Origin of the sequence: Cytobacillus sp. IB215316 (genome assembly GCF_033963865.1) — a bacterium.
GTDB classification, from domain to species: Bacteria; Bacillota; Bacilli; order Bacillales; family SM2101; genus Nanhaiella; species Nanhaiella sioensis.
This window is the reverse complement of record NZ_JAXBMC010000016.1, coordinates 54335-79168: the sequence shown is the minus strand read 5'-3', so window position 1 is coordinate 79168 and position 24834 is coordinate 54335. Positions and strand designations below refer to the sequence as shown.

Below are 24834 nucleotides of genomic sequence, written 5' to 3'. Positions count from 1 at the left end.
CTATCGAAAACGAAAAATCGATGTGGAACCAGTTTTTGGATTTTTGAAGGCGAATTTGTGTTTCTCTCGATTTTCTGTACGTGGAAAATCGAAGGTGGAAAACGAAATGGGCCTTGCGTTAATGGCTGTGAATTTAAACAAAATCACTGCCAACAAATAAGGTAATAGAGGCCCTACCACTCTAAATAGAAAAAAGGTGAATTTGAGCTCACTCAAATTCACCTTTTTCATTTTTTGAGGCTAGTTATGTCCCAGCCTCTTTCTGATTTCTTATACTTACGTGTGATTTTATAAAAAAGTGTGTATTATTAAGTAGACTTAAATGGATCTTGTTGTAATACCTTCTTATCCATAACTCCATTTTTAACAACATAATCCACAATGAATTTTCCAAACCTACTTTATTGGATGTTTAACTTTTCATCTGAAAGAAATTCTGAGAACATTTCATTTGCAGCTAATGTATCTAATCCAACAACTTGTTGAACAAGCTTTGTTATAGGTATATATCCGAAATCCATTTTGTAATCTTCTCTTGTTCCTAATTCGTTCCAAAGAATGTCTTCTAGAAATTTCAAGTCTTGGTCAGTTAACTGTTTGTTGATTCTTAATTTATGGATCGCCAATTGATCTCTTGGAGATAATGATGCACTTTCTTTTTGTAATTTTGAAGATCATTTGAATGAAAAATAGGTCCGCTTTCTTTAACTTCAAGGACTTTATCTCTGAAATTAGTGTAGTACATTTTTTTCCTTTTTAATGAACTTGATCAGGTCAAGCATTGCTTCACGGAAACTTTCTAACTCAATGGTGTACATTACTAAGTCAAAGCGACTAACAAGTTGTATGGTATTGGCTTCTACTTTCTGCTTTTTTTTCCATTCTTGATGCTGTTCTATAAGAAATAAATTCTCGTTCTAACTGAGCAACTAGAGACATAACATGAACAAGTATTTCTGCTTTGGGATCTTCAGTGTTTAAATTATCTGCTATTGAAATAAGGTGAACATCAGCTTCGTTTAGTCGCTTCATAATATATAGCGTGTCTATTGTATCTCGTGATAGGCGATCTTGTTTAAGAACAATAATATAGTCTATATCTTCTTCTTTACTTAGTACTCTATGATATATTTCTTTAAATGCATCTCTACCTTCAAATGACTTTCCAGACTTAAGATCGTCAGTATATATATCAACTAGTTCAATATTGTTTCGTTCGCAAAACTTAACTATTTCATCTTCTTGCTTTTCTAAGGAAGTATTTCCGTAATCTTCTTCCGGTCTTGGACTTCTTCTTCGATAAGCTAAGCCTCTTTTTCCACTCATTAGGTGCTTTTCCATTATTTATTCCCTCTTTCAAGTACATTTGAATACTTAATGATCAAGTCAGAAAAGTAGCACAAAAAATCGGATGCTTTGACCTTATGCAAGTCTTCATTCTTAGTTAAGATTGTTTCGTAATAGCTGTTGTAATCAGGCTTGATTCTTTTCCCCATTTTAATTTTCAATTTTTTGTAATAAATAACAAAAAAAGCACCCCAGTTTATCCATAAAAATAAATATTTTTATGGATAATTCTGGCAGTGCTTCTGCGCTCTACTAGTTTAATAACAGTTGGTCTGTACTATTCCAATCTATCAAAAATAGCACACTAAAATTTTATTTTATTAATGACGAAAGTAAATTGCAAACAATATGCATTGTATGACTAAAACACCAAACGCTTGTTTGTTATTTCTGCTACCTATTTTAGAGTAACTAAATTGCATTTGTCAATATCTATTCAAAATAAAATGAAATTTTAATAGCTTAATATTGTTAAATTACCATTAATGTTAGCATTAACAGTTTCACTAAACCAAGCTACCTTGCTCAACTATCTCCTCTTCGTTTATATACTTAAACGTTTCAAGCGTTTCTTTAAATGTAGATTCTAATATCTCCGTTTTTGTGTTTGGTTCATAATTGTAAACATTACTATATACAACAGGGAATTTACTTATTATCCGTGGCGTGTCATGTGCTGTTAGACAGATTAATTGAATATTATTCTTCTTAGCTGTTTCAAGAATCGGATCAACAACATGATCGTTGGATGCCTTACCGAAAGGATTGTCTACAATTATAGTGAATGGCTCCCTATCTCTTCCCGCTTCAGCTCGTCTAACATGCATAATATATACCATGAACATCGTCATATAAACAGTATATTGTTCTCCACCACTCCACTTAACAGCTATTTCCCAAGGCGCATACTCGATTCTTTTATTCTTGTCTCTCATTACTTGTTCTTTTTTTGGTTTATAAATTTCAATTTGACACTGATGGAAAGGTGCGTAGCATTTCATTAACTCCCTTGTGTCTAACTGCGCCTGAATATAACGTTGAATTTCTTCTTGACTGGCTCCTTCATTCAATCTTCTATTTATATCTCCTACAACATCTTCAATATGACGGGACATATGATTTTTAGCATCTCCATCTAACATTCTATCCCACCTTAATCTAATGGCCTGTAATTCTCTACCATATATACTTAACCTTGAACTTTTGGGCATTTCTATAATTCGGTCATATATAGCTCCAACCCTGTTTAAAGCCATTTCTATTAGTTCTTCCCGGTCTTTTTCTACCTCAACTTTAGTCTGTTCCAGCTGCTCCTTGTAAATGTTGCTTGCTTCCAAAACCCTTGTGAACTTATCAATTACATAGTTAGAATCAAACAACCTTTCCTCTGCCAACAATAAGTCAAATTGCTTGGATAATTGTTTAATTTTGCTGTTATCTGTACCTTCTAGTAGACCCTTAAAGTTAGTGAATTTACTCTTAACTAAGTCCTCAGCGCTTTTTAAACCAGTCAACAATTTATTGAATTCAGATATTTGTTGATTCGTAAAGGAAATCAACTGTTCAACTTTACAATCAAAGGTTTCAAGTGGTGCAACTATACCTGGAACTATTTCAGGGAGGTTACTTTTCAATACTTCATAAGATTTATCGTAAGCGATTTCTTTTGTTTCAAAAGTACCAATTTCTTTAACCAAAACTCCTCGCTTATCTTCTAGCTCACCTTGCAAGAAAACAAACTTATGATATTCGCTGTCATCTGTATATCTATAAGCTTCTTTATCATACTTATCTTTTATAGACTTCAAATTGTTTTCGAGAGCACCTTCTAATTTATTTAATTCCCCGTTAACATCGTTTTTACGTTGTTCTAATGGTTCGATTTTGTCTTTGTAACTTCTTTCTAATTCTCTTGCTTTTGCGATTTCATCATATGTGACATTGTGCTTGTTAGATTCTAACCAGAAGTATTCGATTTCATTTTCTTTTATATCATCCTCTTCTCTTTCAATACCCTTGTTGCAATCCTCCAGAGAATCTTGAAGTCCTTTAAGCTCTTTATATTCTCTATTTAAATCGTCCCTACTAGATTCATACAACACTTTAGCAAGTTGATAATCGATTGAAGGTCCATAAATTATTTTGCCCTTCCAACCAAACTTCTTCTGGTCGTCATTATGCTGCTGCTTTTCCATTACCAAACAACTCTCTTGTTTTTCCAGTTCGGTTATCCTGTCAGATATCTTTTGCATACGAACTTTTATATCTCTTTGTTCCTTTTCTATCGCACTATCTCTTACTACAATCTCTTTTAATTGACGCGAATGCATTGGTTCATCAGCGGATTTATCGACAAACTCTTTAACTTTCCTTTGTTTGTCCTCAGCATCTTTTAATTTGGTTTCAACAACCTCCAACTCTTCGTTCCATTGTTCAATGTTGTAACTTAAAGTATCATGAGAAACCACCTTACTTTCAATAGCTTCTTTTAATGCAAAACGTTTCTCTTTTAATTGGTTTAGTACATTGACTGCAGACACTTCATACTCAAAGGAATAACTTGAAAAGAAATCCTCAGTTACTTCAATTGCTTTTCGGCAATTTGAATGTTTTCCTTTAACTTCTTTAACTACAATTTGAGCACGAATCAACAGCTCTTCGTTCCGTTCAATAAGCTCTTTAATTTTATCTTTGCCGACAAACAAGTTCACATCAATACTTTGATATACCCATGTGTTTTCATGGGGTGTTACTAAATTTAGGTTTTCTATATAATTACCTGTTTCTTGTACTCTCAGTAATTCTTCTTTATCAATAAAGATGATAGGAGATGAGCTTTTCCATTCTACTCTGTTCATCTCTTTGGGAATATCTTTTATTTGTGAGCTTTCAACTAGTACTGAATACGGAAGAAGTGGTAGCTTATTTAGTATTTCCGTTTTCTCAGTTTCACTTAAATCTTGATCGGAAAGCCATTCACTTCCAAGCACCACAAAGATATTCCTTTTATCGAGGTAACGCTTAACACCCTCTATTTGATTATTTGGTACAAAGTAGGGAGTTTCCTTTAAGCGTAATAGATCTTCTTCTATTACTCTAACTTGATTACTATATTTTTCTAACTCACTTTCTTTATCAGCTAATTCATTCCGCAGACTCATTAACACTTCATCTAATTCATTTTGATTAGAGGGTACTCGCGAACCAAAAGACGATAACCATGACGATAATTTATCTTTATGAATATAATAATCGCCTAACTTATTTTCCGCAGCTTCAATACTATTTTTTGTATTAATTTTCTGTAATTTTCTATCATTAAGCTCGTCCTTTAAGTTCCCAATTTTTTCATGACCATTGTTTATCTCGTTGGAGTATCTCTTTTTTCTTTCCAATAAAGCTTCTAGTTCCTCCTGCGATTTCTCTATGCACTCTTGGGGATTTAATAATTCCCATTCATCAAACCAAGAAAGTAAGAGCTCTTTAGATTTTTGTAATTCTTCTACCCGAACTTCAATTCTTGCTTTCTTATCAGTTAGCTTTTTGGCTTCATCACTAAGCTTGTCCTTTTTAGATTCTTGATTTTTTAATTCATCTGAAAGTGATAACACTTCATTGTTGACCTTTTCTATCTTATTTTTCAACTCTTTCTCACGAATGATCCATGAGTAGGATGCTTCTTCATACCTTTGGTCTACTAACCCCTTTAATTCAACATCCTTTTTTTCTAAGTTTTCAATACTAGACAACAAACTTTTACGTTTTATCAAAAGCTCTGCTTGACGATTATAAGCACGTATTGCTTTCAATTCCCGCATTGTTCTATTCGCTTCGTCCTTTGAAGTTTTAAGGAGTTCCAACTCTTCCTTCAAATTCACCAAATCTTTTTTCACATTAATTATTTCTGCTTTTTTTTTAAACGACTCAAAGCTTTCTATCTTCCAGTCAAGATCAGTAGCTTCTTTGTTAAGTTCACTCAACTCCCGTTGTTTTAGCAAAATTGATTCCTTAGCCGCTTGAATTGAGTGATTAAATCTTTCGGATAACTTTAATAGATAATCCTTCTTTTCATTCTTTTCTTTTTTTTCTGATTCGTATTTTTCTACAGATTGAATTACTTCCTCAACATTATCCTCAACAACTGCAAAGTCCTTAATGTTTTTTTGGATATCCGGTATCTTTAATAAGTTCTCTTGGAATTTGTAAAACGCATCTGTTAAAGTAGTTCCATTTTTATCTTCTGAAAACATAGCTTTTTCTAACGAAGGAATAAATAAACGGTGCAGTAATTTGGGAACTGTATCCGTTTTTTCAAAAAATGCATCCGCTGCACCTTCTGACACATTTATTTTTTTGATATTCTCCCATTCCTCAGGGATGACACCTTGCTCTCTCAATACTGCTTGATATTCTTTAACCTTTTTTGAGTTATAAACTGTTGTAGGAACCTTAGTTATGTTCTTTACTTTATCTCTGAATATTTCATAAGAAGTGACATATTTTCTACCATTTTCTTCTGTGTAAACAGGCAGGTCATTTATTGAATATTTACCCCTCGGGTATTCAATTGTATATGTGTAAAATCTTAGAGATGACTTTCCTGAGCCAGCCTCTTTTCTGTTTTCAAAAGAAAATCCTGTAATTAACCGCTGGTCCCCTTTATCATCTAGTTTCCATTCCACTATAATGAACCCATTTTTACCTTGTTCCAATGTTTCGTCTAGACTTCTCTTCCCGCTCGATGTATTCGGCAAAACCACTTGCAACAGCAAATGAATAAACGTTGTCTTCCCTCCACCGTTCTCTAAGATAAACAACGATTGTAAACCTTTAAAGCTGAAAGTGTTATAAGGGATTAGTTTATCCCCTCCATCAATGTTGATATTGCATAACTTTACCGCATTAATCGTTGCCATAATTATCGTCCCTCTTCATTGAAAATATTGAGCTGTTTAAAAATTTAAATAACTGTTCTCGCCTTGAATCGATGAAGTAGTACCGAATAATTAACGCATCCATTTTGGGAGTTAGCTTAATTTCATCTCCTATTTGCAGTAGCAAATCTTCTTTTTCTAAATTTCTTAGCATTCGATTAATCAAACCAATCCTTCCGCTTGGCGCTTTATCTGGGCTTTTTGCCGTTTCAATCACCAGAGCTCGGTTATTCCAAACATCCAAAATACTTTTTAGATCAAGTTCAAGCTCTTCTGAATACTGTTCTACCGCTTTGTCGCCTAATCCATTTAATTTACTCATATTATGATTAATAGCTTTAGAAAATTCACCTAAAGACACGGATGTTCTATCTGATAACCTCTGTGTAGATGAATTATAAAACATACTCAAAAGTATTAGCATTGAAAATTGACCTGCATACAATTCAGCATTGTCCTTTAATCTCCACAAGTCTCTAAGTTCTTTATTATTATATTGATGATATTCATTATCAAAAGATGGGATAATATAGATGGTCTGACTAGGATCTAGTTGAACAAACCTCACCTTTGTTTGCACTTCAATAACATCCTCTAGTACCTCTCTTACTTCTTCATCCTTATAAAGATTGCATAAATGTCGTTCGCTTGGCTCAACCTTCCCCTTAATCTTAATGGACTCATAGAACTCTAAGGCTTCTGCAAAGATTCTTTTGCTCTCATTACTAATCATCATAATTTCTCCTAACAATAAAATTAGAAATTTCTTTTCCGAGTGGTTGAAGCACAATAAACTCATCCGTCTTCAAATTTATCGAAGCGCTTGAACAAACTTTATTTATTTCACTTTCGTTTATAAATTCCAATAAAGCCTGTGTAAATTCGTCTAGGTGAGGTTGTAACTCTGGTTTAATAGGTTTAAAGCTGATATATCGTCGTTGGTGCATCTGTATCAATGCTATATAAAATTCGTCTTGACTCTTAACTTCTTCTGGTATGGAATGGATATATCCGTTCATCTCATAGGACTCATTTCTTAATAGTGGATTGAACAACCATTCAAACACAACCTTTGCTTTAGCGATTTTCAACTGGGTCCTTTTCCTATCCTCTGTCTGTTTTAATCTCTTTTGCTCAGGAGTAAGTTCTGGAATAGCTTCCTTTGTCTTTTCATATTCTTTTTTCATTTTTTGCGGTTCGAAGAAAATACTAGGATGAAATAGCCGCGACGGTTTTATAGGATTTAAAGGTTTTAATATTTTTCTCATGCCATCTAAATCAATAAGGTTATCTATTGCAAGTGACAATACTTCTTTTTCAAAATTAATATTAGTGTGAAAGGAGTTAAACATTAAGTTCTCAATGTTATCAGTAAAAGTCTTTTGTAAATCCTGCTTCAAAGAGAAAAGTACTTCATGAGCTTGCATCGCTTCACTCCACATACGCTGAATCCTCCTAATTGCGTGGATAGCCTTTTCTTCTTTTTCTGTCCACTCACCATCACCTTTATAGTATTTATCTAGTGTATATTCAACAAATTGTTTTAGTTTGGCAAAAGCCTCTTTTTCACTTCTTAAGGTTTCGTCGTATCGTTGTATTGTTTTTTCGAATTCTTTTTCTCTTGCAACCTGTAAAACGTCTTTTGATATTGTTTTTATTAGATTTTTCATTTCATTATGACGGTTCCTTAATACGAATATAATTTCTTCTACCGTTCTAATAGCTCCATCAAACACACCTCTATCAATCTGCTGCCTAAAGTACATTTGCATGATTGTAACTTGTATTTCTTGGAACATTTCTTTAGTTTTAAAAAGGCCCTCTATTGCTTCCGGTGTTAAGACAAATGATTCACTTTGTTTTGATGCAGCAGATACATCATAATTCTCTTCAAAATCTATTAAGTGAAACCTTTTATGATTAAATCTATCTTTCTCAAAATCATAATAATCATATACAAATTGTTGACCATTATTTCTTAAGTATTCTCTGACTATTAAAATAGCTTTTTCTTGAGCTTCTGGAAAGCTCATATCATAATCCACTTTTTCCTTAATTAATCTTTGTAGAAACTTTGCTATATCATTGTAGGTATTGTTCTTTTTGTAGTGAAGCATATTATCAATCATAAACAGTAGAATGCTCAGACAGATTGATGAAAGAGGAATATTGGCAATCCGTTCTTTTCGATCTAGTTCCAACAACGGTTTATATATCAAGATAGACTCTAACCTTGTACCAAAATCTTTAAAAATATCGTTGTTATACATGAATTACGCCCTTTCAGCCATAGACCTTAAAACACTCTTATTCAAACCCTCTTGTGGCAAATAATGTTCTTGAATGATTTCAAAAAAATCATCTCTTAAAGAGTCAGTTAGGTAAGAAGCAAATTCTTCCGCAATATCGACTTTATACTTTTGTTTCTTTTTCCTTTTAAGCCGTGTGTTTTTATATATTGATAGCAGCTCCTCATAAAAAGCAGCCATAGGTTCTAAAGAAATCTCATTTTTTCGCATTAACGATAGACATATCTCTATTCCAATGGGATCTATATCACCAAAATAGTACCCTTGTATATCCTTTGAATCAGTTCCGTTTATATCCCAAATCGATTCTATACTTCTTATTATTTTTTCGCCTTCTCCATAAATTAAAAAATCAAATTTTACTCCAGCAAATGTCGTAATTCCCTCTTTAAATAATTCTTTAAAAGAACCATAAGTATCCTTATTCTCAACAATCAAAACATTGCTTTGAGTTAGCTCTTTCCAATAAGGTACCGCGAAGTAAAAAAAGGGTTCAAATATTTGCGAACACCTTAGATCAGATAATGATAATCCCATCTTCTTCAACAAGGACATACCATTTAAAGATAACCATTTTTCATCCTGAAACAATTGAAATGACCTCTCATTGACCGTTAACCAATCTTGTGAATCTGAATTCAAGAACTGATTTATTTTAATTAAGAAATGATGGTCTTCAGCGTATTGTTTAGGTTGTTGAATATAAAACGAAACTTTCATTTTCACATGATACATCGTTAATATTTCTTTTTTATAAGCTTCTGAGACTACTTCTTGCACTTTTACCTTGCGATATCTTTTATAAAGCCTAAGCTCTTGCCGATGGTGATGACTTTCACCGCTAGAGATAACAGGTTCAATAATATCCTCTTCTACTAATCTTTTAATTGATCCTGCAAAGTGCGAATACACAAAATCACCATTAATTTGCAATGAACTTTGGATATCCCAAGTATCTATATAAACCTTCCTATGATTATTTATAAATTCAAGCACTTCCTTATACATAAATACCTCCGTTTTATCTAATCCTGTATCTTTTCCCTAAAAGTCGGCAGACTAACGAGAACATCATATCTGATTTGGTTTAGCTCGTTTTTCAAAAAATTTGTAACATCTTAATAAATCCATTATAACCAATATATAGAAATATTTTAATAGTACTTAGAATATTGAATCCTTATTAATGCACAGTATGAAGTCAAACAAAGAAGACGATCACCATACAAGATGACCGTCTCTAACTGCTTAATATATTACCTATTATCCTTTACTAAGCACCCAATTACTCTGATACCTGTTATTGTCAACCCCAAAGTTGACCAGGTCGCTCATGTAAAAGTTGACCCCTCTTGTTATCTCGAGTTATGTTTCTTTGAGCCGGAAATTTAAGAAACCATAGCAGCATTTCTTATAAAACACCTCAAGCAATAGAAGAACTATTCAAAGACTCTGCATAAAACTTAATTTTTTTGTGTCCAAGATATTGACTCAAGTCCAATTTGTTAGAAAACCAACATAATGGACAAATTATTATCATTGAAAATGAAATTCCTCAATTAGATTATAGTGAAGCTAACCTAATACATTTTACGAAAGATGTGAACAATGGTCGTTACGGATTACTATATGGTGTGACCGAATAGGTTAATTAGAGTTTTAATGAGTATCAGACAACTCAAAAAGGCCCGCCAAGCTGTCATTTGATCAACTTAGCGGGCAAACAATTAATATACTTTTAGTCATATTTTAAATTTTTTGATTGATTCAGCACTTTAACTATATTTCTGCTTGATTTCAGCAAACCACTTTGGAAGTTTAGTAGTAAGTGTCATATTATGCCTTAATAAGTTACCAGCCGTTTGATTGGTTGCTTTACTAAAATCAACACTACTAATGAGCTCATTGATGTAAGGAACAACATCAGGCTGTGAAATAGAATACGAATTCACTGATTTTCCAAGTAAATCACTATCTATCCCCCACTCCTTAGAAAAATCAATAACTGCATTCTGTAGCTTACTTGCTTTCCAATTTTCAAATGCTTCATCAAAGTCTAGACCACTTGATAAGTTACCAGGCACAAGCTCAGTATCCACAAATTCCCTCAATAACTGTGCTTGCTCATATTCCCCCATGTTACTCAACTCTTGAATTTGTTCATAAATAATACGTTGTGTTTCACTATCCACCGTTTGCACGCCATTCGGTGTAGTAACTTTTGAACCAATTAATTTGAGAATATGCTTCGCATCGATTACTTGTGTTCCCGCTAACTTAGTTTTTCCGACAAGCGTATTAACTGGTGTTGGCGAAGGTGGAGTTCCTGGCTTCCAAGTTAAATTTTTAAACGCACCGACATACTGCAACCAAGTATGCTCATCAATACCAAAAGTATTATCATTCCACTTAAACTCATAGTATTGTTCGACCAAATTCAACTGCTCAGCCGCATCTTTAAAAGCAAGGACGAATTCTTCTTTTTTCTCTTCATTGTTTTTAATTGTCTGCCATTCAGTAGGGTCAGGCAAAGTTGGAGTCATATCAGTAATTTTTATTGCTAATTTCTTTACAGCAGTTTCATATGTATCAACAATTGCCTTACTACTCTTACCACCGCTTCCATAGAGTTTCAAAGCTTGATCCACAATTTGCTCGGTAAGCCGTGGGTATTGAAAGTTGATAATTGTTCCAAACTCTTTGCTTGAGCCAAACACACGATTTGTTCGTGAATAGGCTTGAATCAAACCTTGAAGTTCAAGTGAACGGTCAACATAGAGCGTATTAAGTCGCTTAGAGTCATAACCTGTCAGCAGTTGATCTGCCACTATCACGAGGTCTATATTCTTAGGATTTCGTCCGCTACCACCTCGGGTGGCACGCTCCACGACATCTTCAAAGTAAGCATCTTCGCCGTGTTTTTTATCACCAGCAACAAACTGAATACCAGTAAATTCAGCATAGTCCTTAAACATGCCCTTGACAATTTTAGGGTCTAGTGGAGTAGGATCATTTTCGTTACCGAAACTAAACGTCATTGCCACATTTAACATTTCTCCACGGTCTGTCAGTTGTTTCTTAAACTCATTGTAATATGCAATAACACGATTTTTATAGGCAACTGTCAAAATAGCATTAAATTCTCTACCTTGTGATTGTGATTCCCAGTTACTCAAAATTTCTTCAACTACACGTGGGATATGTGTTTCATCTTGGTATACAAGGAGTCCTCGTTTTTTAGCTTGCTTTTCAACATCAGCTTCTGACATTTCTTGAACTTGTCGCTCAATTTCTCTTTCAGTCAAATCAGGGTGTTCTTCCTTAATTATCTCAGCCAGTTGCTCTCTTAAATCATCATAACTCTTGAATTCTCCAGTGTTGATATAATCAACGTGAAAACCTAGTACGTTTTTATCCGCAATCGCCTCATCAATAGTGTATTGATGTAACTTAGGCCCAAATAGTTTTTCAGTGGTATTGATGACTTCACTTTTTTCATTTACCTTTCCTTTGATCTTATTTTCATCAAATAAAGGTGTTCCAGTAAAGCCAAAGAAGAGTCCATTTTTCTTGAAATACCTCTTAATGGTTCCCATCATCTGCCCCATTGTCGTTCGATGTGCTTCATCGATGATAAAAATGATTTTCTTATCTGCTAAACTAGCATCGTGAGCTTCTTCCAGTTCCTTAACCAAAGAATTCAGTTTGAATGTTGTCGTAATCACAATTCCGTTTTTCACTGACTTGAGTACCTTTTTTAGCTGGTATGTGTATTTCGTGTCATCAACGGAAACAGACTCATAAGCAGCGTATGCTTTGAAGTTTTCACTTGTACGATTGTCTAGCTCACGTCTATCAACAAGGAAAATAACTTTATCAAATCCTGCTCTAGTCGATAAAAACAAAGCAGTCTTGAAGCTCGTAATTGTTTTCCCAGAACCAGTCGTGTGCCAAACAAAACCTCCATGAGGAACTTTTTCATCATTGTCCCAACCAAATGCTGCCCCTTCAACCGCTTGTAAAGCGTGAACTTGATATGGACGCATCAGCATATGTCGCCTATTTTCTTCGTCCTTAGCTTCGTCAATCACCAAGTAATCTCCCACCATTTGATGCGCCATTGGAATCATCAGAAAATTACTCACTACTTTTTCCCAGTTGTTAATCGGTTTATTGTATTTATCCGCCCAATGAAAGACAAAACTAGGGTTAAAATCGCCTGCTGTTTTTGGAGTAGCGAAATATCGAGTGGCAATTTCAGAAGCGATGACCATCATCTGCGAAAAAGCCATGAAGTTATTACTATACTCGCCGTCACGATAGTAGCGCATAAACTGTCCAAATGCCTCGTCTAGCGTTTTGTCCGTGCGTTTTTGCTCGATATTGATTAAAGGCAAGCCATTAATCAGTAGAACAAGATCAAAACGATTGCTATTTGGTGTCTGCACTTCTCTAGCAATCCTATAGCTTGAGTCCCCACCACGCACTTCCGCTTTTTTGAAGATCGTCAACGTAATTTGTTTTCTCTTAACTTCTGGATTATCATCACGATAAATGCCATCAATCTTGCCTTTGGATTCTTCAATGGCTAATACCTTGGCTGCTTCGTAGCTGTTTCTGATTTGATTAACTTTTGCCATAACTTGTTTGAACTCATTATCTGTCAATTCCACGCCTTCAAGCTGGTCAGCATTGATACGGTTGAGTTCACTACGCCAGTGAGTAACCAAGTCAGTAACAGTTACTTTTTTTATATTCCCATTTAAAAAGTCGGGGGCTTCCCATTTGTATTTTTGTAGTTCTTTGACAAAATTCTCTTGAAAAGTTTTCTCTGCTGCACTTTTTGGTGCATTGCTCATAACTTACGCTCCCCCCTATATAAACATCTCATTTAAGTATGCTTTTTTTATATTTTGTAGTTTTTCCAACTTACGCTGATGAAGGGTGATGAGGTCGTCGAGTTGTGCAAAGAAGGCACCTATTTTCTCCTGTTCTTCTTTACTTGGTAACAAAATATCCTGATTTTTCACTAAATCAGAATTCAAGTTAACTTGACTACCAGGCTGGCCATATTTTTGCCATTTCGGACGGAACATCTCCAACCACTGGAACATGAATTCACGGTCAAATTTTGGATCTTTGAAGATCAAAAATCCATCGTGTACACCGGTCTTAACATAGTTCACAACAGGTTTACCAACAGTTGCGGCGATACTCAATAATAAATGTGGTTCAGTTAATACACGAGTTTTTTCTTGCCCTGCTTTTGATATACGTTGTTTTAGATGATGAATACGTCCGTTTTGCTCAGTTACATCTGCAATTCTTAACCATCCAACATCAGATTTAGCATCAAACCATTTCGGATCTTGAATAGGTCGGGGGCTTGCACCCCGTACAATATCAGCTAACTCCCCAACCTTTCGCTGTTCCCAATCGTGAGTATATCCTGCAAATCTCCGTTCACTCATCAAAGCTTCAAATGCGTTTTCTAAACAGCTACTTTCCTCATCAATTGATGACAAAGTATCAGCATAACGATTATGCAACATTTGTAGCGTATTCAATTCTTTTTTTAACGATTTCTCTACCAAGCTTACTAAAGAATCAAGCATAGTTGCGAACCATTTTTCATAAATTAAACTGTCAATCTGTTCAGTCTTTAATTTCGGATAAATCTCATACGTTTTCACTTCGAGGGCTTCATTTTTCCTTTTCAAGTCTTCTTTTACTTGTTTTGCTTCTTGCAAACGTTGCATTACTTCCACCAATTTAGATTCGAAGGTATCCACTTCAAATTCGAACGATTCTTTTAATGCTTTTATACGTGGTACCACCTTACCTTTACCAACCGTACCATCTTTGTTTGTTTCAATCTGCATCCAATCAATTTCTGGATGGTTAGACATAAAATCTAATTTTTCCTGTTTTTTAGGTTTTGGCTCTCTATTAAGAAAATCCAGGTAAATTTCCAATGACTTAATTTCTTCTGAAGTCACTAATTGGTAGGTTTGATCTAGCTCCGCTTTAACATTTCTCTCTGTAAAACCATCATTTTTCTCATTTAAGACATCAAACTCCCCATCTTCTTCAGACAATGATTCACGTATTTCTATCAACCTGTTATTAATGGTTTCTATTTGATTTTCAAGTTCTGAAATCTCCTGTAAGTCTTCAAAAAACAATTCTTTTTGAACTAATTCAATTGGTAAAATTTTTCCTTTCCACCCATCTTGCTCTTCTCTTTTTTTATCCCCTTGCCCCTTCGTTACCATATTCGGTTCTAGGGTGCGTGCAGCAGAATAGAAATCACTTAACGCAATGATTTCCGAATCATGCATCAAAGTATTCTTCCAAATTTCAGCTACAATCTGATACCCGTCATACACATCAATATAGTCGAACGCTGACAAAATCCCCTTTATTTCAACGAGCATTTCATCCATCTTTTGTGTCAAATTACTACTTTTGTCTACATATCGTAATATGTCGAAATACTTTTCAATATAAGATTTCACTTTACTTTCGACTTCATTTGATTTTTCAACAACACGGGAATCGCTCAATACACCCCTAGAAATTTCATCAACCGGTTTCAAAAGTTCAACATAACCGCCACGTAGTTCTTTCAAAGATTGTTCCAAAATATCCGGTACAGTAGACTGTAAAATCTTCAAATCATCGATGTTCTTTTGAGGAATTCCACCAAATTGATGGGCATCTACGTCTTGGGGGATTTCTTTGTCTACTGCTGCAATATATCGAGGGATATTCATATTGTATTGATTTTCTAGAACATCTTCACGCGTTGCCAGACAGCTATAACCATTTTCTTCCTTTCGTTCAACATATGTATCAACAATTTTTGCGATATCCTTTTCTTGTAAAACATTTTGCTTCCCTACTTTGATAAAGTCATGGGAAGCATCAATGATTAGTACAGGTTCATCAATTTTACGATTCTTCTTCAAAATCATTACGGCTACTGGAATTCCCGTATTAGTAAATAAGTTACTCGGTAAGCCAATGATGGTATCAATGTGGTTTTTCTCAAGCAAACGTTCACGAATTTCACCTTCAGCTGAACCACGGAACAGTACCCCGTGGGGCAACACAATCGCCATTGTCCCATTTTGTCCTAAGTGGAATAGCCCATGTAAAAGGAAAGCAAAATCCCCTTTAGAGTGTGGTGGTAATACACCAGCAACTTCAAAACGAGGATCACTGACTTTTAATCCTGCTTTGTTCCAATTTTTTGCAGAGTAGGGTGGGTTCATAACGACCGCATCAAACTGCACGCCTTCATTTGGACGTTCTGGATCCTCTGGCCAGTCTTGTGAAAGTGTATCGCCGTTTTTAATGGTCATCTTTTCGGGACGAACACCATGAAGCAATAAATTCATACGAGTTAAGTTATAGGTTGCAGTATTCTTTTCTTGTCCGTAATAACTCAAGTTCTTCTGAACATCCTCACCTAAATGTTTCTTAACTGTTAAAAGTAGTGACCCAGAACCGACAGTGGGGTCATAGATTGACCTGATGTTGGATTTTTTCGCTACGATCTGTGCCATTACTTCACTTACTTGTCGTGGAGTGTAGAATTCCCCAGCCTTTTTCCCTGACTCCATTGCAAACTGCCCGATAAGATATTCATAGGCATCTCCCAGAACATCGCCTTTTTGCAATGCCACCATGTTCAAGTCTGCAAACAGTAATATCAATGCCTTAATATTCTTGCTACGTTCGTTTAAGTTACTACCTAAAGCAGTATCAGTTAAATCAAGCGTTGAACTTGAGAACAATCCTTGAAAGTCAACTGAATCACCGGAAACGGCAATCGTACGCTCGAAGTTATTCAAGCTATCCGTTACGTTTTGAACTTCAAAATTTCCAGAATTGATATCTTTTAACCAAGTCTGATAGAGATACTCAGGCAAAATGTAATAACCGAGTACATTTTGTATCATTTTATCCAGCTGTTCGCCGTATTCTACTTTTGCTCTTTTGTATTCCTCAACCAATTCAAATTCAGTCATTCGCCCTAAACCACTGGTCACTTTGAATGTTTCTAGAGTCTTATCACTCAAAAACTTATAGAACATCAATCCAAGCATATAATCCTTGTAACGACTGGCATCCATTGAACCACGTAGTTCATTTGCCCCGTCCCATAATCTACGTTTAATTTCTTCTGATGTAATCACTGCGTATCCTCCATTGCTATTTATATTTTTTCATCTAGACCATGTTAACACAGTACGTCATTTATCCTGCCAAAGGGAGATATCATAGATTTTGAGTACCAATGATTTTACCATCATCTACATCATGTTTAAGGTGGAACCACCGTATCATTTGACCTTCCAGCAAGTCACACCTACCACCATTTCGGAAATAAGGTTTTCATCCCATCTGCAATAAACGTTTTCTGTTCCTGTTCGTCGAAATCACGAATGGTTTGATCCTGTTGTTTCAATCTGATCACCAATATTTATTTTAGAGACTCTTGATCGTAATTGGCATGCCGGATTTATTAGCACGTGGAATTCTTGATATTTCCCACTTTTTTATTAATTTTGTTAAATAACTTGTAAATAACAAAACTTGTATGTAATCAAGACTCTGGAAAATAAAACCTCTTTTTTAATCATCATAATTTTGCCTTAGCTCGAAAGGTTCCTCTCTTTATTTACCATCCAAATCTCCCTTAATTTTTTCTATTAATTGCTATTTATCTTCAATCTTTCATCTTCCGGTTTTTCAGCATTTTGGGGTATTATCCATACCATTCCAACTTTGGATGCACCATTAATTCTATCTTCTGCACAAAGAATCTGAACTCTTCTTTTAGATATCCCCCATTTTAAACCGGCTTCTTTAGCTGACATATAATCCAAAAAAATGCCTCCTTTCAACCATATACAACAATAATATTCCTAACTACGAATAAATTCAATGCAATTTTTAACAATTTCATCCATAACTTATCGTAAAACCGTTTTGTGTAAAAGTAAGACCCCGGGGGTCAAAAAATCCCCCGAACCATTAGTCCGAGGGAACATAAAACACATTTCTATATTTAGTTAAAAAACGCTAAACCTATTGATACCAAGCTATTTTAACTCTATCAACACCACGCACTCCACGTGCCCCGTATGCGGAAACATATCAACAGGCTGTACTTCCTTCGTCTCATATCCCTCTGCTTCAAGCACTCGTAAGTCTCTTGCCAACGTTGCCGGGTTACATGACACATAAACGACTCGTTTAGGCTTCATATCGATAATTGTTTTTAGTAGTTCTTCATCACAGCCTTTACGTGGTGGGTCTACCACCATGACGTCTGCGTGTATGCCTTGTTCATACCATGCTGGAATGACTTCTTCGGCTTTTCCTACTGCAAATTCGGCATTTGATATGTCGTTCAACTGTGCATTTCTATTTGCATCTTCAATTGCTTCTGGTACGATTTCAACTCCGTATACTTGTTTAGCTTTTTGTGCTAAAAATAAGGAGATCGTACCGATGCCACAGTATGCATCGATGACTGTTTCTTCACCAGTAAGCTCTGCATATTCTAGCGCCTTGTTATATAGTACTTTTGTTTGTTCTGGGTTTACTTGAAAAAATGATCGTGCAGATATGGCAAATTTGATGTTGCCGATATAATCATAAATATATTCATTTCCCCAAAGAACCGACGTATCATCACCAAAGATAACATTCGTCCGTTTTGTGTTGACGGTTTGAACGATAGATTTTACGTTCGGAATGCTTTCCACGATTTCTTTTATTATCTTTTTCCTTTGAGGGATGTCCGCCGTTTTGGTGATGAGTACGATCATAGCTTCTTTTGTAACTTGACCGTACCTAGCCATAATATGACGTAGTGTACCACGATGCTTTTTCTCATCATACGCACGAACGCCATATTTTTCACAAATGGACTTAACTTTTTGCACGACAAAATCATTTTGCTCGTGCTGAATGTCACAAGACTCCATATTGATAATTTCATGAGATCTTTGCTGGTAGAATCCTGCGACAAGTCCTCCTTCACGTTCTCCAACTGGAACCTGTGCTTTATTTCGATAGCGCCATGGATCGTTCATACCGATGACTGGGTGCACTGTCACATTTTCTATATGTCCGATACGAGTTAAAACGTCTGTTACTTGCTTATGCTTAGCTGAAAGCTGCCCTTCATAGCTCATATGCTGCAATTGGCAACCACCACATTGTTTATATATCGGGCAGATTGGCTCTATTCGGTGTTGGCTCGGTTCAATTATTTCGATTAAGCGCCCAAAACCATAGCCTTTTTTTATTTTTATTACTTTTATTTTAGCCGTTTCACCAGGTAATGCCTGTGGAACGAACAATGGAAACCCATCAATTTTTGCGACCCCTGCTCCATCATGAGTAAGGTCTTCAAACGTTACCGTCACAAACTCATTTTTTGCTATAGGTGCTATTTCCTTTGTCATCATGACTACTTCCTTTTCAATAAAATACTGAAACGATTGTAACATAAATTGCATGTGCTGAGCACCTGAAGGTTATTCATGACCATCAAAAATAGACCGCTTATGACGGCCTATCAATAACTTACCATGTAGAAACATTAGCTAGCAGCTTCCGCTACAACTTCTACAAATGAATATGCTGAGCTATGTTCCTACTTGAAAACGATTGTGTCATCCCTCTCAACCGAAACACAGTCTATGACTTTTTTTTCATTTTCGCGGCTTTATCTTTCGATACAAATACTTCTATATGCTGATAAAGATTTACAAATTCACCTGGCATTAAGCCACCGTACTCCCCATCAAGGTTCAATTGCATTTTATCATGTGTTTGCACTTTAATGCGATTAGCTTTTGCATAAATCACTTTCGGGTCACGAATATGCTCTCCTCTTAGCGCATATGTAGCAATACGAATAAAGTCTGCAAGGTTTGTTTTTTTCAAAATGAGCAAATCAAACATGCCGTCGTTCAATGTTGATTTTGGAGCTAGTTTTTCAAAGCCACCTACAGAGTTTGTGTTTGCTACTAAAAAAAGCATGATTTCTCCTTCAAATAACTTCCCATCATACTCAATTTCCACTTCAGTAGGACGAATTGAAGGTAGCATTTCAATCCCTTTTAAATAATATGCTAGCTGTCCTAGAATCGTTTTTAACTTACTAGGTACTTCATACGTTAATTCAGTTAGGCGGCCACCACCTGCAATATTAATAAAATATTGCTTATTAACTCTACCTAAATCGATTGGTACCGGTTCACCTTCGACGAGAATATCACAAGCTGCATTAATTGACCGAGGTACACCGATTGCTCTCGCAAAATCATTCGTTGTTCCTACTGGTATAATCCCTAATTTAGGACGGTATTGCTGTTCCGCAATTCCATTCACAACCTCGTTAATCGTTCCATCTCCACCAGCTGCTATTACAAGGTTATAACGTCTCTTTACAGCAATTTGTGCAGCCTTTGTTGCATCACCTTCACCAGTTGTAGCATGACATGAGGTTTCATAACCAGCTTGTTCAAGCCGCTGAAGTACTTCAGGTAAATGCTTCTTAAATGCTTCGCGTCCTGATGTTGGATTATATATAATTCGCGCTCTTTTCATACCCATCATCCTATTTATTATTATGTCTCTTTGCGTTTCCATTCCATCATTTAACATCATAGCTCAAAGATTGTTTTGATGCAAAGAATTTGTAAACCATTATGCACTATACATTTTGTACAAAATAATCAATTTTATCTTAAATAATTCTATATATTTTTATATGTATGATTGTCTTTAGCAGTTCATACAAGAAGATTATTTCTTTCTACATAGAATACAAAAATTATTAGATACGACAACTGTATTTGAACATTCGGTGACACTTGAAAATACTATTTTTAAGTTGAATTTTCTCTCATACAGTTAAGTAAAAAGTTACAGGGATTATTACCGAGAAGAAATATTCGCTGCAATAACATTTAACATAAGAAAACCAAATAAAGATTTTCGAAATATAAAAGCACATTTGCTTTTGCTACTATATTTTCACCTAAATTGATTAAAATCCCTACAAAAAAATACACATTCAAAAAAAGCCTCTTAAAGTTGTTGATCGAGATATACAATTGTTCACTGATAATTAATCCACTTGCAGAGATGTTAATGGGTGAGGAAAAGATAGGGAACGAGCAGTTGAAAACCAACGCCTTCAGAAGAGTAAAATGTTCCTTACTCAGGCGACCTTGTGTCAACTTAACATGCTACACATGTAAAGTTTGTAAAATTGAAATAAATGGAGACGATTTAATTGGAAAACAGCAATCGAACCTTGATTGTTTTTTTCAGCTTACTGAAATTTAGACAATTTCAATAACATTTTGTAGCTTTATGTTCGTTTCAGCTAGTTTACTAGCCAATTTCGGTGTTTTACTGTCCAAACTAGCCAGTTTTCTATCCAACTTCGGTGCTTTACTGTCCAAACTAGCTAGGTTTCTAGCCAACTTCGGTGCTTTACTGCCCAAACTAGCTGGGTTTCTAGCCAATTTCGGTGCTTTACTGTCCAAACTAGCTCGTTTTCTAGCCAACTTCGGTGTTTTACTGTCCAAACTAGCCAGTTTTCTATCCAACTTTAGTATTTTACTATCCAAGCTGGCTTGTTTTCTATCCAACTTTAGTATTTTACTATCCAAGCTGGCTTGTTTACTATCCAACTTCGGTGTTTTACTATCCAAACTAGTTAGGTTTCTATCCAACTTTGGTGTTTTACTATCCAAATTAATAGTTTTACTGTCCAACTATTTCATTCGCTCACACTCTCAAGTTCAATAGACCTGCACCAAATACATTTACGTTATATCTCGCTCATTCATTTATAAGCGCTAACGCTTGTGCCCCACACCCAGTAACACCTAAAGCGATTTGAGCAAGCATCGTGCGTTCTTCTTTTATTAGCATATGTGCAACATCTACAGTAACAACTTGAAATCGAATCGTGCCACCTGATGGGAGCTGTCCGATTTTTGGTATGTCAGCAGTGATGACCGTTCCTATCGTTGTATAACCACCAATCGTTTGTCTGTCGGACATTAAAATAATAGGTTGACCGCTTGCGGGTATTTGGATTGTGCCTACTGGTATTGGTTCAGAGATGATGTCCGCACCGATGTTATGTTCAATGGGTGAAGGTGATGTTAAGCGATAGCCCATGCGATCAGCTTGTTTAACTGTATACGTAGTTTGAGCGAATGTTTTTAAACTTGTGCTCGTGAATTGTTCCCTATGAGGGCTACTAATGATGCGAGCAACAATATGTTTTCCGTATGTAGGGACAGTATGTGTTGCAAGCCAATGATTTCGTATGACATTACCGTTTTGATGTAGTTTTGATTTCGTGTGCTCTTCATATGAATTATTACATTTTATAATATCTCCATCATCGATTGCTTGCCCAATATCAGCCTTTTCATAAGTTGATTTACTTCCCATTACTGTACGCACATCAAAGCCACCAGCTACAGTAATATAAGCACGCATACCTTTCTGCGGACCAGAGAATGAGAGTTCATCACCTTTGTTCAACAAAAATGCTTTCCACAATGGTGCTGGCTTGCCGTTTATTTTTGCTCCTAAATGAGCGCCGGTGATTGCTATGAGACATTTATTTTCTGCAATTAATAGTGGCCCAAGCATCGTAATTTCAATTCCCGCTTCACGTATGGAATTTCCAACTAATAAGTTACCGACCTTTAATGCCAATTGATCCATTGCACCAGAAACAGGCACCCCATATTTTTGGTAGCCATATCGACCTAAATCTTGGTATGTTGTAAATAACCCCTTCTTTTTCACAAAAAATATTGGCTTACCCATATACTAGCCACCTACTTTATTAATTGAAAATCCTTTGTCTGTTAATGTTTTATACAGTTTCTTTACGAACATCAACGCTTGTGGACCATCCCCGTGAACGCAAACTGTGTCAGCATGTAAATGTATATTTTCTCCTGTTATAGCCGTTACAGTTTTTTCTTGAACGATACCAATTATTTGATTGACTGCTACATTGTCATCATGAATGAGTGCATTATGTTCACTGCGAGGTGTTAATGTTCCATCTTGTTGATATGTCCGATCAGCAAATACTTCAGATGCTGTTGTTAATCCCAGTTCATGGCCGGCCTCGATAAGCTTACTGTTTGCTAAACCAAAAAGGATGAGCTGTGGATCTACATCTTTAACGGCCTTAGCTATAGCAGCGGCAATTTGTCTATCTTTTACAGCCATATTGTACAGTGCTCCGTGTGGCTTCACATGCTGCATGTCTACATTATGAACTGTGCAAAATGCTTGTAAGGCTCCTAGTTGATAGATAACAAAATGATATACATCTTCCGGAGACACTTTCATTTCTCTCCTACCGAAGCCAATTAAATCTGGAAGCCCTGGGTGAGCACCGATAGCTACATTTTTTTCCTTTGCAAGTTTTACTGTTTTGGCCATGACGTTATGGTCCCCAGCGTGGAATCCACAAGCAATATTTGCAGATGTCACATACTCAAGGACAGCCTCATCTTGCCCGATCGTATATGCACCAAAGCTCTCTCCTAAATCACAGTTTAAGTCAATGCTTTTCAACATAAAGTCACCTCTTTATCCCTATGGTCATAGCTCTTTTAGTTATACTTTTTTACTACCTTCACTACGTACGTATCGTTATTCACCTGTTCCTGAATAAAGTAAAACTCATCCTCTGAAATAGGTGTAAAGCGAATATACTGTCCAGCATGAAAAAGAAACGGCTTTGCAGAGTCAGCATTAAAAAGTGGTAAAGGCGTCCTCCCAACGATGTTCCAGCCACCTGGCGAATCAACTGGATAAATCCCTGTTTGACGGTCAGCAATTCCAACAGAACCAGCAGCAACCTTTGTTCTAGGATTTGTAAGACGAGGTGTAGCAATTGCCTCTTCAACTCCGCCTAAATAAGGAAATCCAGGTAAAAAACCCATCATGTATATAAAATAATCTATACTGGAGTGTATTTGAATAACTTCACTTTCTGAAACACCATTTTCTTGCGCCACTCGAGTGAGATCTATGCCATATTCCCCACCATATAAAGTTGGGACTAAAACGACCTCATTCTGCTCCTCACCTTGAGCTCCAAGCTGGTGAAAGGCATGCTCTACTGAATCGACAATATGAATTATTTTCAGTTTCAGTGGGTTATAGTATACGTAAAAGCAATGGTAGGATGGCACAATCTCTACGATTCCATCTACCTTTCTCTCCTCTAACACCTTACAGACTTGATGAATATTCTTATTAGTATGTAACGAGATATCATCGCTTAATTGAATCTTTATTCCTGAATCACCAATAGGATAAAATGCAAATGGCTTCAAATCGATCACCCTATATTTTTGTCATTGTGAGAGGTTAATAATGATAAATGTTCGACGTGACCCCACACATTTTTTCAACCATAATTCTATACAACTAAAATAGTAGCGAGTATACAGTTTATTTGCTAAATACTCACTACTAATTAAATGGTGATTGTAAACAACCTTTGGTTAATTACGCTTCATCTAACACACCAATCATCGTTGTAACTGCCTTTATTAAATCTTCACTAGACCAACTTGGTAGCTTCCTATTTTTCAAGGCAAGCTCATGGGAAGCTGGAATATGGACGAACCCTGACGGAACTGGTTTATTATGCTGGTGCAAATATGTAAGCATAGTATACATCACATTGTTACATAAATAAGTGCCAGCAGAATTAGAGATTTCTGCAGGGAGTCCTTCCTCTTGTAAAGCATCTACAAAACGTCGAATTGGTAATGTTGAAAAAACACCATCAGGCCCTTCAATATTTATCAGCTGGTCTTTCATAGCTGCACCCGTATTGTCAACAGCACCATCATTACAGTTAATTGCAATTCTTTCTGGTGTTATTCGGTTATTGCCAGCCGCTAATCCTAACGAAATAACAGCGTCAGGTTCAATGTCCTCATATAGCTTTATTATTTCTTTACCTGACTTTGCAAATTCCACTGGTAGCACACGACCAAACACTTCATAATTTCCGATAGTCGTTTTATCTAATTTTTTCACAATGTCTTCAGTTGGATTAATAGGATTATCTAAAAACGGAACAAATCCTGTTAATAGTAGTTTTTTCATAGTAGTAACCCTCCTAATAGAAGTATAGCATGCTACAA

16 protein-coding genes and 1 pseudogene are annotated in these 24834 nt (G+C 35.8%); 1 reads left to right on the top strand and 16 read right to left on the bottom strand.

Annotated features, from left to right (window positions below):
• The coding region (locus SLH48_RS19060) for a transposase (RefSeq protein WP_320259445.1) at window positions 1–160 on the top strand (160 nt) is incomplete at its 5' end.
• A gap of 154 nt (window positions 161–314) precedes the next feature.
• Here the strand turns inward: SLH48_RS19060 and SLH48_RS19055 are convergent.
• From SLH48_RS19055 to SLH48_RS18980, 16 genes and pseudogenes are all read right to left on the bottom strand, one after another.
• A pseudogene (locus tag SLH48_RS19055) lies at window positions 315–806 on the bottom strand (type I restriction-modification enzyme R subunit C-terminal domain-containing protein); the annotation flags it as partial.
• Window positions 807–834: 28 nt separating this feature from the next.
• Entirely contained in the window at window positions 835–1341 is a 507-nt protein-coding gene (locus SLH48_RS19050; protein ID WP_320259439.1) for a recombinase family protein, read from the bottom strand.
• Between the two features lie 512 nt (window positions 1342–1853).
• Window positions 1854–6263, bottom strand: a complete 4410-nt coding sequence (locus SLH48_RS19045) for a hypothetical protein (protein ID WP_320259438.1) — start codon at window positions 6261–6263, stop codon at window positions 1854–1856.
• On the bottom strand, window positions 6250–7014 hold the full coding sequence (locus tag SLH48_RS19040; RefSeq protein WP_320259437.1) for a DUF6063 family protein: 765 nt from the start codon (window positions 7012–7014) through the stop codon (window positions 6250–6252). Before SLH48_RS19040 ends, SLH48_RS19045 begins: the two co-directional genes overlap by 14 nt.
• Window positions 7007–8551, bottom strand: coding sequence for a hypothetical protein (locus SLH48_RS19035; RefSeq protein ID WP_320259436.1), 1545 nt, complete (start codon window positions 8549–8551; stop codon window positions 7007–7009). Before SLH48_RS19035 ends, SLH48_RS19040 begins: the two co-directional genes overlap by 8 nt.
• 3 nt (window positions 8552–8554) lie before the next feature.
• Window positions 8555–9598 (bottom strand): Wadjet anti-phage system protein JetD domain-containing protein, encoded by a 1044-nt coding sequence (locus tag SLH48_RS19030; protein ID WP_320259435.1) that lies wholly within the window; start codon window positions 9596–9598, stop codon window positions 8555–8557.
• A 767-nt stretch (window positions 9599–10365) separates the two neighbouring features.
• Window positions 10366–13449 carry a type I restriction endonuclease subunit R, EcoR124 family gene (locus tag SLH48_RS19025; protein ID WP_320259434.1) on the bottom strand — a complete coding sequence of 1028 codons (3084 nt, stop codon included), beginning with the start codon at window positions 13447–13449 and terminating at the stop codon, window positions 10366–10368.
• A 15-nt stretch (window positions 13450–13464) separates the two neighbouring features.
• Window positions 13465–16794 (bottom strand): type I restriction-modification system subunit M, encoded by a 3330-nt coding sequence (locus SLH48_RS19020; RefSeq protein WP_320259433.1) that lies wholly within the window; start codon window positions 16792–16794, stop codon window positions 13465–13467.
• Between the two features lie 516 nt (window positions 16795–17310).
• Entirely contained in the window at window positions 17311–17487 is a 177-nt protein-coding gene (locus SLH48_RS19015) for a DNA-binding protein (RefSeq protein ID WP_320259432.1), read from the bottom strand.
• A gap of 216 nt (window positions 17488–17703) precedes the next feature.
• Window positions 17704–19077 carry a 23S rRNA (uracil(1939)-C(5))-methyltransferase RlmD gene (gene rlmD / locus SLH48_RS19010; protein WP_320259444.1) on the bottom strand — a complete coding sequence of 458 codons (1374 nt, stop codon included), beginning with the start codon at window positions 19075–19077 and terminating at the stop codon, window positions 17704–17706.
• A 235-nt stretch (window positions 19078–19312) separates the two neighbouring features.
• Window positions 19313–20227, bottom strand: coding sequence for a diacylglycerol kinase (locus SLH48_RS19005; RefSeq protein WP_320259431.1), 915 nt, complete (start codon window positions 20225–20227; stop codon window positions 19313–19315).
• 740 nt (window positions 20228–20967) lie between these two features.
• The gene (locus tag SLH48_RS19000) at window positions 20968–21405 is read right to left on the bottom strand and encodes a hypothetical protein (RefSeq protein ID WP_320259430.1); all 438 of its coding nucleotides are present in this window, start codon (window positions 21403–21405) and stop codon (window positions 20968–20970) included.
• Window positions 21406–21472: 67 nt separating this feature from the next.
• The gene (locus SLH48_RS18995) at window positions 21473–22480 is read right to left on the bottom strand and encodes a biotin-dependent carboxyltransferase family protein (RefSeq protein WP_320259429.1); all 1008 of its coding nucleotides are present in this window, start codon (window positions 22478–22480) and stop codon (window positions 21473–21475) included.
• A gap of 3 nt (window positions 22481–22483) precedes the next feature.
• Window positions 22484–23245: a 5-oxoprolinase subunit PxpA gene (locus SLH48_RS18990; RefSeq protein ID WP_320259443.1), complete on the bottom strand. Its 762-nt coding sequence runs from the start codon at window positions 23243–23245 to the stop codon at window positions 22484–22486.
• 38 nt (window positions 23246–23283) lie between these two features.
• Window positions 23284–24012, bottom strand: coding sequence for a 5-oxoprolinase subunit PxpB (gene pxpB / locus SLH48_RS18985; protein WP_320259428.1), 729 nt, complete (start codon window positions 24010–24012; stop codon window positions 23284–23286).
• A gap of 175 nt (window positions 24013–24187) precedes the next feature.
• A complete protein-coding gene (locus tag SLH48_RS18980) occupies window positions 24188–24796 on the bottom strand; it encodes a pyroglutamyl-peptidase I (protein WP_320259427.1) in 609 nt (202 codons plus the stop codon).
• Between the last annotated feature and the right edge of the window lie 38 nt (window positions 24797–24834).

Bases quoted from the DNA above. Each gene is read 5' to 3' on its own strand.
- SLH48_RS19050 (WP_320259439.1), bottom strand. From the start codon at position 1,341: ATGGAAAAGCACCTAATGAGTGGAAAAAGAGGCTTAGCTTATCGAAGA.
- SLH48_RS19045 (WP_320259438.1), bottom strand. From the start codon at position 6,263: ATGGCAACGATTAATGCGGTAAAGTTATGCAATATCAACATTGATGGA.
- SLH48_RS19040 (WP_320259437.1), bottom strand. From the start codon at position 7,014: ATGATTAGTAATGAGAGCAAAAGAATCTTTGCAGAAGCCTTAGAGTTC.
- SLH48_RS19035 (WP_320259436.1), bottom strand. From the start codon at position 8,551: ATGTATAACAACGATATTTTTAAAGATTTTGGTACAAGGTTAGAGTCT.
- SLH48_RS19030 (WP_320259435.1), bottom strand. From the start codon at position 9,598: ATGTATAAGGAAGTGCTTGAATTTATAAATAATCATAGGAAGGTTTAT.
- SLH48_RS19025 (WP_320259434.1), bottom strand. From the start codon at position 13,449: ATGAGCAATGCACCAAAAAGTGCAGCAGAGAAAACTTTTCAAGAGAAT.
- rlmD (WP_320259444.1), bottom strand. From the start codon at position 19,077: ATGACAAAGGAAATAGCACCTATAGCAAAAAATGAGTTTGTGACGGTA.
- SLH48_RS19005 (WP_320259431.1), bottom strand. From the start codon at position 20,227: ATGAAAAGAGCGCGAATTATATATAATCCAACATCAGGACGCGAAGCA.
- SLH48_RS18995 (WP_320259429.1), bottom strand. From the start codon at position 22,480: ATGGGTAAGCCAATATTTTTTGTGAAAAAGAAGGGGTTATTTACAACA.
- SLH48_RS18980 (WP_320259427.1), bottom strand. From the start codon at position 24,796: ATGAAAAAACTACTATTAACAGGATTTGTTCCGTTTTTAGATAATCCT.